Raw genomic sequence first — 15347 nt, forward strand, 5'->3', positions numbered from 1 at the left:
AGACTGGATCAGTTCCGTTCCAACTCTGCCTCGGCCGCCGCCAGCGCCGCGAACTCCTCCTCCGGCGCCTTCGCCACCAGATGCTTGCGGCTGTAGAGCCCGAAGTACGCGACCGCCACCACGTAGACCATGAGCGCGATGAACGCCGCCGTCACGTCCACCAGGAACGTCGCCACCAGCGCGGAACACGCCAGCACCAGCGCCACCGAGGACGTCAGCACACCACCCGGCGTACGGTACGGCCGCTCGAGCCCCGGCTCGCGGCGGCGCAGCACGATGTGCGAGAGCGACATGAGCGCGTACGAGATGGTGGCGCCGAAGACCGCCACGTTCAGCATGCGCGCGCCGTCGCCCGTCGCCGCGGCCAGCCCGAAGCCGATCGCGCCCGGCACGAGCAGACCCAGGTACGGGGCCTTGCGGCTGCTCGTCAGGGACAGGAAGCGGGGCAGGTAGCCGGCCCGGGAGAGCGCGAAGAGCTGGCGCGAGCCCGCGTAGATCAGCGAGAAGAACGAGGCCACCAGGCCCGCGAGCCCCGCGTAGTTGACGAGTCGGCTCAGCGTCGTTGCCTCGCCGTCCGGCTGGAGTGCCTCGACGAGCGGGTTGCCCGCCTCCTGGATCGCGGCCGAGCCGCGTGCCCCGGCGGCGGCGAAGAAGGTGACCAGTGCCAGGACCACCAGGATGCCCATCGACCAGCGGATCGCCCGCGGCAGCGTACGGGCCGGGTCCTTCGTCTCCTCGGCCGCGAGCGGCACGCCCTCGACCCCGAGGAAGAACCACATGCCGAACGGGAACGCGGCCCAGATGCCCAGCAGGCCCATGGGAAGCCAGGAGCTGGAGCCGAAGGCACTCGCGTCCACCGCGATGTCGTCGAGGTTCGACGCGTCGAACTCGGGGAACGCGCCGAGCGCGAACACCAGCAGTGCCACCACCGCGATTCCCGTGACGACGAAGCTGAAGCGCAGCGCCTCGCCGACACCCCACAGATGGATGCCGATGAAGATCACGAAGCAGGCCAAGTACACCGGCCAGCCGGAGGTGAGCCCGAACAGGCCCAGCGACTCGACGTAGTCCCCGATGAAGATGGCGATGGCGGCGGGCGCGAGGACGTACTCGATGAGGATCGCCGTGCCGGTCAGGAAGCCGCCCCAGGGGCCGAGCGCCCGGCGTGCGAAGCCGTAGCCGCCGCCCGCCGTCGGCAGCACGGAGGAGAGCTCGGCGAGCGCGAAGACCATGCACGTGTACATCAGGCCCATGAGGACCATGGCGATCGCGAGGCCGCCGAAGCCGCCCTCGGCGAGTCCGAAGTTCCAGCCGGAGTAGTCGCCGGAGACGACGTACGCGACGCCGAGACCGGTCAGCAGCAGCCAGCCGGCGCTGCCCCTGCGCAGGGCCCTGCGTTCGAGATAGTCGTCCCCCTCCGGGGCGGTGGATGGCTTGGCGGATTCCGTGGATTCCAGGGACATGGACGACTCCCCACAGGGCGGTGGACGCTCGGGCGAAGCGACCCGGGGCAACGTGCAGGGCTCCCGGCGGCGCAGCGAAAAGCAATGGAACGGTTCCATACCTTTGCGGGCTGCATGGCCGGAAAGCAATACCCGCGGGTTACGTGACCGTTAATCGGCTCTCACGCCGGGAAGCCGCACCGTCCGTCACGGGTCCCGGGGCCGGGGCGCGACGGCGCCGTCATGGGCGCGTCATGCGGGGGCGTCAGGTGAGGAAGCCGCGCAGCAGGGCGGCCGTCCCCGCGCAGTGCTCGCGCATCATTTCCCGCGCCCCGTCGGCGTCCCCGTCGAGCACGGCCTCCACCAGGGCGGTGTGCTGCTGCTGCGAGTGCTCCAGGTTCCGGACGAGCAGCGGAATGCAGTCCAGGAGGTCGTTGACGGTCGCGCGCACGGCCGCGTACTGCGCGGTCAGGCTCGGGGAACCGCACAGCTCGGCGAGGGTGAGGTGCAGCATCGTGTCCAGGCGCCGGTAGTCGGTGAGCGGCGCGTCGTGCGTGCGCGCGAGAGCGACCCGCAGCCGCTGCGCCTGCTTCTCGTCCAGACCGTGCTGGGCGCACAGCCCGGCCGCGCCCACCTCCAGCACCTCGCGGAAGCGCAGGACGTCCTCGACATCGACCTCCTCGATGCGCCGGCGCAGCTCGTCCGCGCCGGGCGTCTCGGTCCTCGGGACCACGAACGTGCCGCCGTAGCGTCCGCGCCGTGACTCGACCAGGCCCTGGTCCTGCAGCACCTTCAGCACCTCACGCAGAGTCACCCGGCTGATCCCGAGCCGTTCCGCCAACTCCCGCTCGGCGGGCAGCCGTTCACCCCCGGGCACCAGGCCGAGCCGGACGACCTGGAGGATCTGCTCCAGGGCCTCCTCGAAGCCGTTGCCCGCGCGCACCGGCCGCAGGACCGGCGTCAGCCGGTCGTTCAAGACGTGTGGATCCGGCTGCGACATCTGGCCGTGCCCCCTTCCCAAGCAATGGTTCTCGGCAATACCTTATGGCTCTCGGCTGACCGAAGGAGGCCTTTCCCGTGGCAGACCGCACACCACCCCTCAGCGTCGAGGAGTTGCACGCCCTCGTTGCGAGCGGCGAGATCGACACGGTCGTCCTGGCATTCCCGGACATGCAGGGGCGGCTCCAGGGGAAGCGGTTCGCCGCGCGTTTCTTCCTCGACGAGGTTCTGCACCACGGTACGGAGGGCTGCAACTACCTCCTCGCGGTCGACACCGACATGAACACGGTCGACGGGTACGAGATGTCCTCCTGGGACCGCGGATACGGCGACTTCGCCATGCACCCCGATCTGAGCACGCTCCGCCGGGTGCCCTGGAACGCCGGTACGGCGATGCTCGTCGCAGACCTCGCCTGGAACAACGGCTCGCCCGTCGTCGCCGCGCCCCGCCAGATCCTCCGCCGCCAGCTGGAGCGGCTCGCCGAGCACGGCCTCACCGCCCAGGTGGGCACCGAGCTGGAGTTCATCGTCTTCAAGGACACGTACGAGCAGGCCTGGGACGCGAACTATCGGGGGCTGACGCCCGCGAATCAGTACAACATCGACTATTCGGTGCTCGGGACCGGGCGTATCGAGCCCCTGCTGCGCCGCATCCGGAATGAGATGACCGGGGCCGGTCTGACCGTCGAGTCCGCCAAGGGTGAGTGCAATCCCGGGCAGCACGAGATCGTGTTCAAGTACGACGAGGCCCTGGTCACCTGCGACCAGCACGCCATCTACAAGACGGGCGCCAAGGAGATCGCTGCCCAGGAGGGTGTCTCGCTCACCTTCATGGCCAAGTACAACGAGCGCGAGGGCAACTCCTGTCACATCCACCTCTCGCTCACCGACGCCGACGGCACCAATGTGATGGCGGACGACGGCCCGGGCGGCATGTCGCCGATCATGCGTCACTTCCTCGCCGGACAGCTCGCCGCGCTCCGGGACTTCTCGCTGCTGTACGCGCCCAACATCAACTCGTACAAGAGGTTCCAGCCGGGCTCGTTCGCGCCGACCGCCGTCGCCTGGGGCCACGACAACCGCACCTGCGCGCTGCGGGTGGTCGGCCACGGCCGTTCGATGCGGTTCGAGAACCGGCTGCCCGGTGGGGACGTGAACCCGCATCTGGCCGTCGCCGGCCTTGTCGCGGCCGGGCTGTACGGCGTCGAGCAGAAGCTGGAGCTGCCGGAGGCGTGCACGGGGAATGCGTACACCTCGGAGTACGAGCACGTGCCCACCACTCTGCGCGAGGCCGCCGAGCTCTGGGAGAACAGCCCCATCGCCAAGGCCGCCTTCGGTGACGAGGTGGTCGCGCACTACCGCAACATGGCGCGCGTCGAGCTGGACGCCTTCGACGCCGCGGTGACCGACTGGGAGCTCCGCCGCTCCTTCGAACGCATGTGAGAGGTTCTTCGTTGTCACAGTCGCAGACCGGTGCGTCCGACGAGCACGAGCTCCTGGTGCTCAATCCGGCCACCGAAGAGGTCATCGCCACCGTTCCGGGCGCCGGCGCGGCGGACGTGGACGCGGCCGTCGTACGGGCCGCGAAGGCGCAGGCCGGATGGGCCGCCCTCGCGCCCGGCGAGCGGGCCCGGCTGCTGCGCCGGTTCGCCGTCGTCGTCGACGAACACCTCGAGGAACTGGCTCAGTTGGAGGTCCGCGAGGCCGGACACACCATCGGCAACGCCCGCTGGGAGGCAGGCAACGTCCGCGACCTGCTCGACTACGCGGCCGGGGGAGTGGAGCGGCTCACCGGGCGCCAGATCCCGGTGCCGGGCGGTCTCGACGTCACGATCCTCGAACCGCTGGGCGTCGTCGGCGTCATCGCACCCTGGAACTTCCCGATGCCGATCGCGGCCTGGGGCACCGCCCCGGCGCTCGCGGCGGGCAACGCGGTCATCCTGAAGCCCGCCGAGACGACCCCGCTGACGGCTCTGCGCCTGGCCGAACTCGCCCTGGCGGCAGGCCTTCCCGAGCACCTCTTCCAGGTACTCCCGGGAGCGGGCCCCGTCACCGGCAACGCGCTCGTCGAGCACCCCGGGGTCGCGAAGATCGTCTTCACCGGGTCCACGGCCGTGGGCAAACAGGTGTTGACCAAGGGCTCGGCCCTTCTCAAGCGCGTCACCCTCGAACTCGGCGGCAAGAGCCCCAACATCGTCTTCGCCGACGCCGACATCGAGGCCGCCGCGGCCGCCGCCCCCATGTCCTTCCTCGACAACTCGGGCCAGGACTGCTGCGCCCGCACCCGTATCCTCGTCCAGCGCTCGGCGTACGACCGCTTCCTCGAACTCCTCGCCCCGGCGATCGAGTCCGTCGTCGTCGGCGACCCGGCCGACGAGAAGACCGCGATGGGCCCGCTGATCTCCAGGCCCCAGCTGGAGCGCGTACGGTCGTACGTCACCGAGGCCGCCGACAGCACGGTGGGCATCCGGGGCACCGCCCCCGAAGGCCCCGGCTTCTGGTTCCCGCCCACCGTCCTGACCGGAATCGAGCCCCACGCGCGCGTGGCCGTCGAGGAGGTCTTCGGCCCCGTCGCCGTGGTCCTCCCCTTCGAGGACGAGGCCGACGCGATCCGCCTCGCCAACGCCACCGACTACGGCCTGTCCGGCTCCATCTGGACCCGCGACGTCGGCCGCGCCCTGCGCGTGTCGAGCGCCGTCCGTGCCGGGAACCTGTCCGTCAACTCCCACGCCAGCGTCCGCTACTGGACCCCCTTCGGCGGCTTCAAGCAGTCCGGCATCGGCCGCGAACTCGGCCCGGACGCCCTCACCGCCTTCACCGAAACCAAGAACGTCTTCATCAGCACGGAGGGTCCCGCACAGTGACCGACGAAACCATCTGCCGCCGCCTGGTCGGCCGTACCGCCGTCATCACCGGTGCCGGCAGCGGCATCGGCCTCTCCACCGCGCGCAGGCTCGCTTCCGAGGGCGCCCATGTCGTCTGCGGCGACGTCGACGAGACCCGGGGCAAGGCCGCCGCCGAGGAGGTCGGCGGAATCTTCGTGAAGGTCGACGTCACCGACCCCGAGCAGGTCGAGGCGCTCTTCAAGACCGCGTACGACACCTACGGATCCGTCGACATCGCCTTCAACAACGCGGGCATCTCACCGCCCGACGACGACTCGATCCTGGAGACGGGCCTGGAGGCCTGGAAGCGCGTCCAGGAGGTCAACCTCACGTCGGTGTACCTGTGCTGCAAGGCCGCGATCCCCTACATGCGGCGCCAGGGCAAGGGGTCGATCATCAACACCGCGTCGTTCGTGGCCCGGATGGGCGCGGCGACCTCGCAGATCTCGTACACGGCCTCCAAGGGCGGCGTGCTGGCCATGTCCCGCGAACTGGGCGTGCAGTTCGCCCGCGAGGGCATCCGCGTGAACGCCCTGTGCCCCGGGCCGGTCAACACCCCCCTCCTCCAGGAGCTGTTCGCCAAGGACCCGGAGCGGGCCGCACGCCGCCTCGTACACATCCCGGTCGGGCGGTTCGCGGAGGCCGAGGAGATCGCCGCGGCGGTCGCGTTCCTCGCCAGCGACGACTCCTCGTTCGTGAACGCCACGGACTTCCTGGTGGACGGCGGGATCTCCGGGGCGTACGTCACGCCTCTCTGAAACCGGTCGGCGAGACGGCCGTGTGCCGGTGTGCGGGCGGCGCTTAGAGTGCCGTAATGAGCATGACGCCCCCGCCCGGCTGGTACCGGGACCCCTCGGCCCCGCACGTCGAGCGCTGGTGGGACGGGACCGCCTGGACCGAACACCGGCGCACGCCCGAGGCGCCGACGCCGCAACAGCCGCAGGCGCAACCGCAGTTCGCGCCGACGGTGCCGACGATGCAGTTGGCATCCGGCGGCGGCTCCGGCCGCGCGAAGACGATCGCCCTCGTCACCGCGGCGGCCGTCCTGGTCGCCGCGATCGTCACGGGCGCCGTCGTCCTGAACGGGGACGACGGCGACCCGGAGGCGAAGACCGCGCCGACGCCCACGTCGTCCGCGCCGACGAGCGCCTCGCCCTCGCCCTCGCCATCGGAGTCCACCTCCGAGCCGTCCGCCGACGACCCCGCCGTCGTCGTGGACCCGCTCAACGGCATCACCCTGCCGCTCCTCGACGGCTGGGCCAGGCCCAAGAACGTCAGCGACGCCGACGTCGTGATGACCACACCCGGGACGTACGAGTGCCCGGGCGACGACGGCCTCTGCCGCCACGGCACGGTCATCTCGAACACGGTCACCTCGAACGACGAGAAGTCCCCCGAGGCACTCGCCAAGGGCGACATCTCCGAGGCGGCCGACCGGGCGTACGACCGCAACAAGATCGACCAGCGCCCCTTCCACGGCATCACGTCCCGCAAGCTGGTCAAGCAGGGCCCGGTCGCGGTCGCCGGCCGCACCGGATACTTCGTGCGCTGGCGCGTCAGGACGGAGGCGGGGCCCGGCGGTTACGTCCAGTCGATGGCGTTCCCCTCCAGCGTCGGCTCGGAGGCGATGGTCATGGTGCGGTACGTCTTCGACGCGGGCGAGGAGGGGCCGCCGCTCGCCGACATGGACCGGATCACCAAGGGGATCCGGCCGGTGGGCGACGAGGGCACGAGCGGCGGCGTGGGCAGCAGCATCGGTCCTACGCAGTAGGGCCTGTCGGCCTGTCGGGCCGCCGTCCCGTCGGCTACAGGAACGTGTGACCTTCCCCGCGGTACGTCGGGACCGTCGCCGTCACGGTGTCGCCCTCCACGAGGTGCAGCATGTCGAACCGCTCGCACAGCTCCCCGGCCTTGGCGTGCCGGAACCACACCTTGTCGCCGATCAGCAGATCGTCGGCGGGCGAGCCGAGCAGTGGCGTCTGCACCTCGCCCGCGCCCTCCTGCGGGTCGTAGCGCAGCCCCTCCGGGAGGTACGGCTCGGGCAGCCGGTCGGGGCCCGCGGCGCCCGACGCCGGGTAGCCGCCGCCGAGGACGGTCACGACACCCACCCCCGGCCTGCGCACGACGGGCTGCGCGAAGAGCGCGGCCGGACGCCCGCTGAACGACGTGTAGTTGTCGAAGAGACGTGGCACGTACAGCCCCGACCCGGCCGCGATCTCCGTCACGGAGTCCTCCGCGGCGGTGTGCTGGACGCTGCCGGTGCCGCCGCCGTTGACGAACTCCAGGTCCGGCGCGACGGCCCGTACCGCACGCACGACGTCCGCACGGCGCTGGGCCAGCTCCTTGCGGGCGGTCGCCTGCATCAGCCGGATGGCGCGCGACCGCACGGGGCGCCCTCGCAGCGCATCCCCGACACCCGCGATGTGTCCCTCGTACGCCATGATCCCGACGAGCCGGAAGCCCGGCCGACGGGCCACCGTACGCGCCATCTCGGCGACTTGAGCGGGGGAGTGCAGCGGCGAACGGCGGGCGCCGACCCTGACCCGGCCGCCCAGCATCCTGAGCGCGGTGTCCAACTCCAGGCAGACACGCACCTCTTCGCGTCCGCCGTCCCGCGCGTCGTCGATCAGCCTCAGCTGCGCCGGGTCGTCGACCATGACGGTGACGGCGGCCGCGAGCTTGGGATCGGCGGCGAGCTCCGCGTACGCCTTCCGGTCGGCGGACGGATAGGCGAGCAGTACGTCGTCGAAGCCGGAGCGGGCCAGCCACAGCGACTCGGCGAGTGTGAAGGACATGATCCCGGCGAAACCGTCCCGGGCGAGCACGCGTTCCAGCAGGGCCCGGCAGCGTACGGATTTGCTCGCGACGCGTACGGGCTTGCCGGCCGCCCTCCGTACGAGATCCTCCGCGTTGGCGTCGAAGGCCTCCAGGTCCACGATCGCGAGAGGTGCGTCTAGGTGAGCGGTGGCCCGGTCGTAGCGGGCCCGGTCTGCGGCGCGGGCAGTCATGACCGAAGCCTGCCAGACCTGATTACCGCAGGGTAGGGGGACGTTCCGGGCAGATGCCCCGGGCCTGCGGACTGGTTCCCACTCGCACAGCCTCAACCCGTAGAGTGACGCGCACGCAAGCAGGGAACGGATTCCGGAGGGGTTCCTTCGGCGGGCCGGTCGCCCGGGTCGAGGAAACGGGGGGTGCATGAGCACGGAAGCGCGCCGCGCCTCCATTCCTCCGCGCCCGTCGATGCCGCCCGAGCCGCCTGCCGCGGAGGGCGAGCAAGAGCCGTTCGAGGGGCCCGGGACCACGGGTGCCCCGTCCGACCGCACCGCCTCAGAGAGGGCCGAGGGCCCGGAGGCCTGGCCGGGGCGTGGCTCCGCCCGCCCTGGGAGATCCGGGGACGCATCGCGGGGACCCAAGGGCACGGGTGTTCCGGAGGAAAGCGACACCGGCACCGACATCGACACCACGGGTCCTCTGCCGAGGCGCGAGCCCGGCAACGCCCCGCTGAGGCCCGGCATCGCGGGGGCCCGGCCAGGCTCCAACGCCGCGGCCATGCCGCCCCGGCCGCGCACGACCGACGGGACCGGCCCCCGGGACACATCCCCGGCCACGTCCCTCCGCTTCCCGAACCTCCGCCCCACCGGCGAACAGCGACAGCCACCGGAGATGCCGCCGCCTCCGCCGGCTTCGGCCCGCTTTCCGGACATGCCGCCGCCTGTGACGGGTGCCTTGCCACGGGTGGAGGGTGCGCTTGCTCCACCACGCCCGTCGACCGCCCCGCCCGCTCCCAGGCGGAGCCCGGAGGGGGCAGGCGCCCCACCGCGTCCCGCGAACGAGCCCGCGGCGCCCACAAGAAGCACCGACCAGACGGGTGCCCCGCCGCGTCCCGCGAGCGAGCCGAGGTCGGCCACGAGGAGTGTCCAGGGGACGGGTGTTCCGCCGCGCCCTGCGGCCGAGCCCCGCGAGCCGGTGGCGAATGGCGACAGCCGGTCTACGCCGCCTCCTCCCGCCACCGAGCCGAGGGCGGCGACCAGTTACTCCCCGGAGCGGCCTGGCCCTCGTATGCCCGCCCGGCCGTTCGCATCGCCGCGGCCGGGTGCTTCGGCGCCCCGGCCGGGCACCGCGGAGCGCGGCGGCGCGTCGTCGCCGTCCGGGCCGAGTGGCGGGGAACGGCCGACGAGGCCGCCCATGCCGCCCCGGCCGAGCACCTTGCACCCTGCCGCCGCACGGCGTACCGGAGCACCCGGCGAGACCCCGTCGGAGACCACGACCCGGCTCCGGCCCGTCCCCGCCGAACCGCTCGCGGTGTCAAGTACGCCACCGCCCGACGCCGGTCTGTCCAGCCCGGCGACACCACCCTTCCCCGGCACTTCCGGCTTCCCCGGCCCTTCCGGACACGTCGCCGAAGCCTGGGACCTGATGGCGGCCGCTCCCAGCCACCGTCCCTTCGTCTCACTCGCACCCCCTGACACGTACGACGAAGACACCGCGCAGCCACACACCTCGGGCGCCCGGCTGCGCCCCCGTGTGGTGACCGCCGCGGCCTGTGTCGTTCTGGGGCTCGGGCTCATCGGCGGTGCGGTGACGGGGAGTTGGCTCACCGGGGACGGCACGGGCGGGGCCGGGACGCGCGACGCCTTCACCGCGGCCGGGGACCTGTGGCACAGCGTCCCCGTGGACGAGCTCTTCCCGCCCACCGTCAAGGGCGAGGGCGCGGGCCCGGGCGGCGCCGACCGCACGTGGACCCGTATCGCCGTGGCCCCGGACAGCGGCTGCAAGGACGCCTTCGACCCCCTCCTGCGCGAGGCTCTCGCCCCCGCTGGCTGTCTGCGTCTCCTGCGCGCGACCTACACGGACGCCACCCGCAGCCACGTCACCACGGTCGGCCTGCTGTTCACGAAGGCGGACTCCGCGGCGATGGGCGCCCTGCAGAGCCGGTTCAAGGCACAGGGACTCGACGGGCGGCGCGACCTGATGCCCCGCCCGTACGCCGCGCGGAACACCGTGGCCGCCGGGTTCGGCGACGACCAGCGTGCGTCGTGGACGGTGTCGGTCCTGAAGGACGCCCCGGTCGTCGTCTACGCCGTCTCCGGCTTCGCCGACGGCCGTACCGTCACCGAACCGCAGCCCGCCGAGGCCGCGATGAAGTCCGACGCCACCACGCCCGCCGCCCAGGCAGGCCTCGGCCACGACGCCCAGGGCCTCGCCGACCGCGTCGAGCGAAGCCTCCGCAAGACCGTCAACTCGGCCACGGAGAAGCCGTCATGACCCGCAAGGCCCCGCGCAGAACGGGAATCCTGGTCGCCCTCCTGGGCGCCACCCTCGCCCTCCTCCCCTCCACCGCCGCCCACGCCGACGGCATCCGCGCGAAGCAGTGGGCACTGGACGCGATGCACACGCGGGAGGCCTGGCGTACGACGAAGGGCGAGGGCATCACCGTCGCCGTCCTCGACACGGGCGTCGACGACGAACACCCGGACCTGGCGGGCAACGTCCTCACGGGCAAGGACATGGTCGGCTTCGGCGCAGGCCGCGGCGACCGCTCCTGGGCCCGGCACGGCACCGCGATGGCGGGCATCATCGCGGGCAACGGACACGGCGTGGGCAACGCCGACGGAGTCATGGGCATCGCCCCCGAGGCGAAGATCCTGCCCGTCCGCGTGATCCTCGAAGACGGCGACTCCGCCCGCGGCAAGGCCCGCAACACCCGCGGCAACGCCCTCGCCGAAGGCATCCGCTGGGCCGCCGACCACGGCGCCGACGTCATCAACCTCTCCCTCGGCGACGACTCCAAGTCCGCCCACCCCGAGGCCTCCGAGGACGCCGCGGTCCAGTACGCCCTGAAGAAGGGCTCCGTCGTCGTCGCCTCGGCAGGCAACGGCGGCGAGAAGGGCGACCACATCTCGTACCCGGCGGCCTACCCCGGCGTGATCGCCGCGACGGCCGTCGACCGCTACGGCACGCGCGCCTCGTTCTCCACCCGCCGCTGGTACGCCACGGTCAGCGCACCCGGAGTCGACGTGGTCATCGCCGACCCGGACCAGAAGTACTACGAGGGCTGGGGCACCAGCGCCGCCTCGGCCTTCGTCTCCGGCGCCGTCGCCCTCGTCAAGGCGGCCCACCCGGGCCTGTCCCCGGCCCAGATCAAACAACTCCTGGAGGACACGGCCCGCGACGCCCCGACCGGCGGCCGCGACGACTCGCGGGGCTTCGGCTTCGTGGACCCCGCGGCAGCCATCAAGGCGGGCGCCGAACTGAAGCCGGAGGGCCTGACCGCGGCGGCCTACGGCAACAAGTACTTCGGCAGCGGCCCGACCCCCGAAAAGGACGACCAGCCCACCTCCGCCTGGGCAGGCCCCCTGGCAGGCAGCACCGGCGGCGTACTCCTGGTAGTGGCGATCATCCTCTGGCGAGGCAGCAGAAGACGGACGGCCCCGTAAGGGCCGCGCCCCTTCAGGGGCGCGGGGCTGTGACATATGCGGCTCCGCCGCGTGGGCGCGACCAGCCACCCACAACCCGCACCTCACCCACCAGACATCGCGGCAGCGCCACGCAGCGTCAGGAACCCGCAAAACAAGACACGGCTGCTTTCGCGACGGCCTCCACCAACGAAACCCCCTTCTCCTTCGTCGAGTTGCCGTCGGACAGCACCGCAACCAGATACTCACGACCGTCCGCAGCCACGTGACCGATGCTGTTGATGTCCCACAGCCCGGTCGCACTCCGCGGCAACCACCCGTTCTTCAGGGCGAATTCAGCAGACCCCGCAGCCGACACCCCCCAGTCCTGCCCCACGGCGACGTCCCCCATGAGCCCCCGCAGATACGCCCGAGCAGCCTCACTCAACTCCGACTCGTCCCCGAACACCTGCCGCAACAGAGTGAGTTGATCGGCGGCCGTGGTCTGGGTCAGCCCCCACAGCGCCCCGTCCCCACCCTCCGTGTCACGAAGCCCGAGGCGCTTGTTCGCCGCCTCCAACCCCTTCGCCTGCCCGATCGCGTCCCACAGCGCCGTGGCGGACGCGTTGTCACTGCTGCGGATCATCGCGGACGCGTACGCCTTCTCCTGCGCGGTCAGCCCCCGACCCGCGTCCTGCGCCCGCAACAGCAACGCGGCCAGAATGTCCACCTTCACGATGCTCGCGGTGTCGAACGCCCCGTCCCCGTACACCGCACTCTCACCCGACGACAGATCCAGCACCGCCACCGACACCGCCGCCCCGTCCTCGACGGCCACGGACCCCACCGCCTCGGCGAGCAGCGCATCCCGATCCACCCTGGGACTGGGACTGGGCGTGGGACCGGGAGAGTGCGTAGCCGTGGTTGCCGTCGAAGATTCCACCGTCGCCTCCATCGCCACCGTTGCCTCGGACACCGCCCCACTCGCACTGGGCGACGCCGAGGACGATACGAGGCCACCGGCGTCGGGCGCCTGCGCCTTCACGTACGTCGTCCCCGAGGCCGTGGAGCCCACGAGGACGACGGAGGCCACTCCGGCGTAGACGAGAGGCCTGCGGCAGGACGGCCGGTCGCTGCGCGGACAAGCTCGGTGGGGGAACATGCCGCGAGAATGGGCCCCGGCACTGTGCGCCCGGTTAGACGCATGTTAGAAGCGTGTCAGGGATCCCTGAGAAACCCATGAACGCCGTGAACAACGGGTTTCCGGGACGCGCAAAGGGCACGTTCGGCCCACCGGAGGGCCCGCCGCCCCGCACAGATAGGGTCGGTACCCGTGGCGAACAAGAGCATCCCCGACCCCGGCTTCTCCGACGACGACGGCTCCGCCGACCCCCGGCTGAGCGCGGCGCTCGCGGCCTGGGCCGAGGACCGGTCCGCGCACGGCTCCGTCCTGGCGGCGCTCAAGGACGCCCGGCTCCTCGTCCCCGTCGTCGCCGTGCTGGGCGAGGTCGAGGAGGACGAGAACGGGCTGCGCCGCGAGAAGACGAGCGACATGGCCGTCCCCACCCTCAAGGCAGGTGACCGGACCGCGCTGCCCGCCTTCACGTCCACCGAGTCACTGGCCCGCTGGGACCCGCAGGCCCGCCCCGTCGCCGTACCCCTGCACCAGGCCCTCCAGGCCGCCGCCCACGAGAAGGCCGACACGGTGGTGATCGACCTGGCCGGGCCGGTCCCGTACGAGCTGACGGGCCCGGCCCTGCTGGCGCTCGCCGAGGGGCGTACGACGACGGACCCGCTGGCCGATCCCGCCGTGGTCGACGCGGTACGCGCCGCGGTCGCCGCCGAGCCTCTGGTGCTCCGCGCCCACCTCGGCCCCGGTCAGGCCGACGGCACCCTCGCCCTCGTACTGGACCCGTCCGCGGCCCAGGGCGAGACCGCCCGCGCCGTCGCCCAGCGCCTCGCCGCCGACGAAACACTGAGGGCCCGCCTGGTACGCGGCCTCGACCTGGCACTTCTGCCGGCCGAGGCAACGCCACCGGGCGAGCCCCTGTACGTACGCCAGTAGGTGCGTACGCTCGTCAATCCGTACGTCCGTCCGTGAAGACCCGCGGTTCCGTGTTCCGTACGTCCGTGAGGAACGGGTCAGCCGAAGACCGGACCCGTGTACTTCTCGCCCGGGCCCTGGCCCGGCTCGTCCGGGACGACCGACGCCTCGCGGAAGGCCAGCTGGAGCGACTTCAGGCCGTCGCGCAGCGGGGCCGCGTGGAACGAACTGATCTCGGTCGCGCTCGCGTCGAGCAGCCCGGCCAGCGCGTGCACCAGCTTGCGTGCCTCGTCGAGGTCCTTGTACTTGTCGCCCTCCTCGGTCAGACCGAGCTTCACGGCGGCGGCGCTCATCAGGTTGACGGCGACCGTCACAAGGACCTCGACCGCGGGGACCTCGGCGATGTCACGGGTCATGGCGTCGAAGTCGGGGGACTCAGGAGGGGTGTCACTCATGCCCCACACGATAGGCCCAGGCTTGCCGGCGGCCGTCCTCGGGAGCCCGCGGGAGCCCGAGAACAGTACGTGCACGACGATTCGCACCATCCCCGGGGAGCTGCTAACCTTGTGTAACGACCGGCCGGACACCCCTGTGCCCGGCCCACAAGTGGAGGCTCCGAACTCCCACCCGACCATCCTCCGGGACGGCGGGTCACCCGGTCAGGCGGTCACCATCGTTCCGTACGGACGATGGAATCGCCCGAAAGTGCGCCCCGCGGTTGACCGCGACGGTGCTCCGGTAGTCCTTGGAGCCCCGCCTGTGTCCCGTCCGGGGCATTTTTCATGTGCTGCGGTGGTTGGTCCAAGTGTCATCAGAGACATACGCGGCTGTCCGCCAGACCGCCGTGTGGTGCTACCAAGGAGGATCCATCAGCGCCGAGCCCCGCATCAACGACCGGATTCGCGTTCCCGAGGTGCGACTTGTCGGTCCCAGCGGCGAGCAGGTCGGGATTGTCCCGCTTGCCAAGGCCCTGGAGCTTGCGCAGGAGTACGACCTCGACCTGGTCGAGGTGGCCGCGAACGCGCGTCCGCCGGTCTGCAAGCTCATGGACTACGGGAAGTTCAAGTACGAGTCGGCCATGAAGGCCCGTGAGGCGCGCAAGAACCAGGCGCACACGGTCATCAAGGAGATGAAGCTCCGGCCGAAGATCGACCCGCACGACTATGACACCAAGAAGGGTCACGTCGTCCGGTTCCTCAAGCAGGGCGACAAGGTCAAGATCACGATCATGTTCCGTGGTCGCGAGCAGTCCCGGCCGGAACTCGGCTACCGACTGCTGCAGCGTCTCGCGGAGGACGTGGCCGACCTCGGGTTCGTGGAGTCGAATCCGAAGCAGGACGGCCGCAACATGATCATGGTTCTCGGTCCGCACAAGAAGAAGACCGAGGCGATGGCCGAGGCCCGTGAGGCCCAGGCGGCACGGAAGGCGGAAGCGAAGGCCAACCCGGGCCGCTCGCAGAACGCCGCGGACGATGACATCGACGGCGACGTCGACGCCACCGAGACTGCCGAGGCCCCGGCCGAGGCATCCGCCGAGGCCTGATCCCAGGGCGCGAGTCCACCAGGGCACGAGTCCCAGGGG

Annotated in this window: 13 protein-coding genes; 8 read left to right on the top strand and 5 right to left on the bottom strand. The window is 71.5% G+C overall.

Going from position 1 to position 15347, the window contains the following annotated elements; all coding sequences use genetic code 11:
* Window positions 1-8 precede the first annotated feature (8 nt).
* Together eat and GAS53_RS07920 are read right to left on the bottom strand one after the other, a co-directional pair.
* The gene (gene eat / locus GAS53_RS07915; RefSeq protein ID WP_151476738.1) at window positions 9-1463 is read right to left on the bottom strand and encodes an ethanolamine permease; all 1455 of its coding nucleotides are present in this window, start codon (window positions 1461-1463) and stop codon (window positions 9-11) included.
* Between the two features lie 244 nt (window positions 1464-1707).
* Window positions 1708-2442: a FadR/GntR family transcriptional regulator gene (locus tag GAS53_RS07920; RefSeq protein WP_151476739.1), complete on the bottom strand. Its 735-nt coding sequence runs from the start codon at window positions 2440-2442 to the stop codon at window positions 1708-1710.
* Between the two features lie 77 nt (window positions 2443-2519).
* Between GAS53_RS07920 and GAS53_RS07925 the strand changes: the two genes are divergently transcribed.
* The 4 genes from GAS53_RS07925 (at window position 2520) to GAS53_RS07940 (ending at window position 7097) form a co-directional block, all read left to right on the top strand.
* The gene (locus GAS53_RS07925) at window positions 2520-3884 is read left to right on the top strand and encodes a glutamine synthetase family protein (protein WP_151476740.1); all 1365 of its coding nucleotides are present in this window, start codon (window positions 2520-2522) and stop codon (window positions 3882-3884) included.
* An 11-nt stretch (window positions 3885-3895) separates the two neighbouring features.
* Complete coding sequence (locus tag GAS53_RS07930; protein WP_151476741.1) at window positions 3896-5305, top strand: aldehyde dehydrogenase family protein; 1410 nt, start codon at window positions 3896-3898, stop codon at window positions 5303-5305.
* On the top strand, window positions 5302-6084 hold the full coding sequence (locus tag GAS53_RS07935) for a 3-oxoacyl-ACP reductase (protein ID WP_151476742.1): 783 nt from the start codon (window positions 5302-5304) through the stop codon (window positions 6082-6084). Before GAS53_RS07930 ends, GAS53_RS07935 begins: the two co-directional genes overlap by 4 nt.
* A gap of 62 nt (window positions 6085-6146) precedes the next feature.
* Window positions 6147-7097, top strand: a complete 951-nt coding sequence (locus tag GAS53_RS07940) for a DUF2510 domain-containing protein (protein ID WP_151476804.1) — start codon at window positions 6147-6149, stop codon at window positions 7095-7097.
* 34 nt (window positions 7098-7131) lie between these two features.
* On the opposite strand, the gene GAS53_RS07945 is transcribed toward GAS53_RS07940, so the two are convergent.
* Entirely contained in the window at window positions 7132-8334 is a 1203-nt protein-coding gene (locus tag GAS53_RS07945; RefSeq protein WP_151476743.1) for an amino acid deaminase/aldolase, read from the bottom strand.
* Between the two features lie 1177 nt (window positions 8335-9511).
* Here GAS53_RS07945 and GAS53_RS07950 point away from each other — a divergent pair.
* On the top strand, window positions 9512-10591 hold the full coding sequence (locus GAS53_RS07950) for a hypothetical protein (protein WP_225858796.1): 1080 nt from the start codon (window positions 9512-9514) through the stop codon (window positions 10589-10591).
* Window positions 10588-11763 (top strand): type VII secretion-associated serine protease mycosin, encoded by a 1176-nt coding sequence (gene mycP, locus GAS53_RS07955; RefSeq protein ID WP_151476744.1) that lies wholly within the window; start codon window positions 10588-10590, stop codon window positions 11761-11763. The genes GAS53_RS07950 and mycP overlap by 4 nt, the downstream gene beginning before the upstream one ends.
* 118 nt (window positions 11764-11881) lie before the next feature.
* Here mycP and GAS53_RS07960 read toward each other — a convergent pair whose 3' ends face one another.
* Window positions 11882-12883: a serine hydrolase gene (locus GAS53_RS07960; protein ID WP_151476745.1), complete on the bottom strand. Its 1002-nt coding sequence runs from the start codon at window positions 12881-12883 to the stop codon at window positions 11882-11884.
* Between the two features lie 171 nt (window positions 12884-13054).
* Between GAS53_RS07960 and GAS53_RS07965 the strand changes: the two genes are divergently transcribed.
* The gene (locus tag GAS53_RS07965) at window positions 13055-13786 is read left to right on the top strand and encodes an SseB family protein (RefSeq protein ID WP_151476746.1); all 732 of its coding nucleotides are present in this window, start codon (window positions 13055-13057) and stop codon (window positions 13784-13786) included.
* 77 nt (window positions 13787-13863) lie between these two features.
* On the opposite strand, the gene GAS53_RS07970 is transcribed toward GAS53_RS07965, so the two are convergent.
* Window positions 13864-14220, bottom strand: coding sequence for a DUF1844 domain-containing protein (locus GAS53_RS07970; RefSeq protein ID WP_151476747.1), 357 nt, complete (start codon window positions 14218-14220; stop codon window positions 13864-13866).
* A gap of 389 nt (window positions 14221-14609) precedes the next feature.
* On the opposite strand from GAS53_RS07970, the gene infC reads away from it, so the two are divergent.
* Window positions 14610-15308, top strand: a complete 699-nt coding sequence (gene infC / locus GAS53_RS07980) for a translation initiation factor IF-3 (RefSeq protein WP_192583012.1) — start codon at window positions 14610-14612, stop codon at window positions 15306-15308.
* Window positions 15309-15347 lie beyond the last annotated feature (39 nt).

The organism is Streptomyces albicerus, from assembly GCF_008905045.1.
GTDB classification, from domain to species: Bacteria; Actinomycetota; Actinomycetes; order Streptomycetales; family Streptomycetaceae; genus Streptomyces; species Streptomyces albicerus.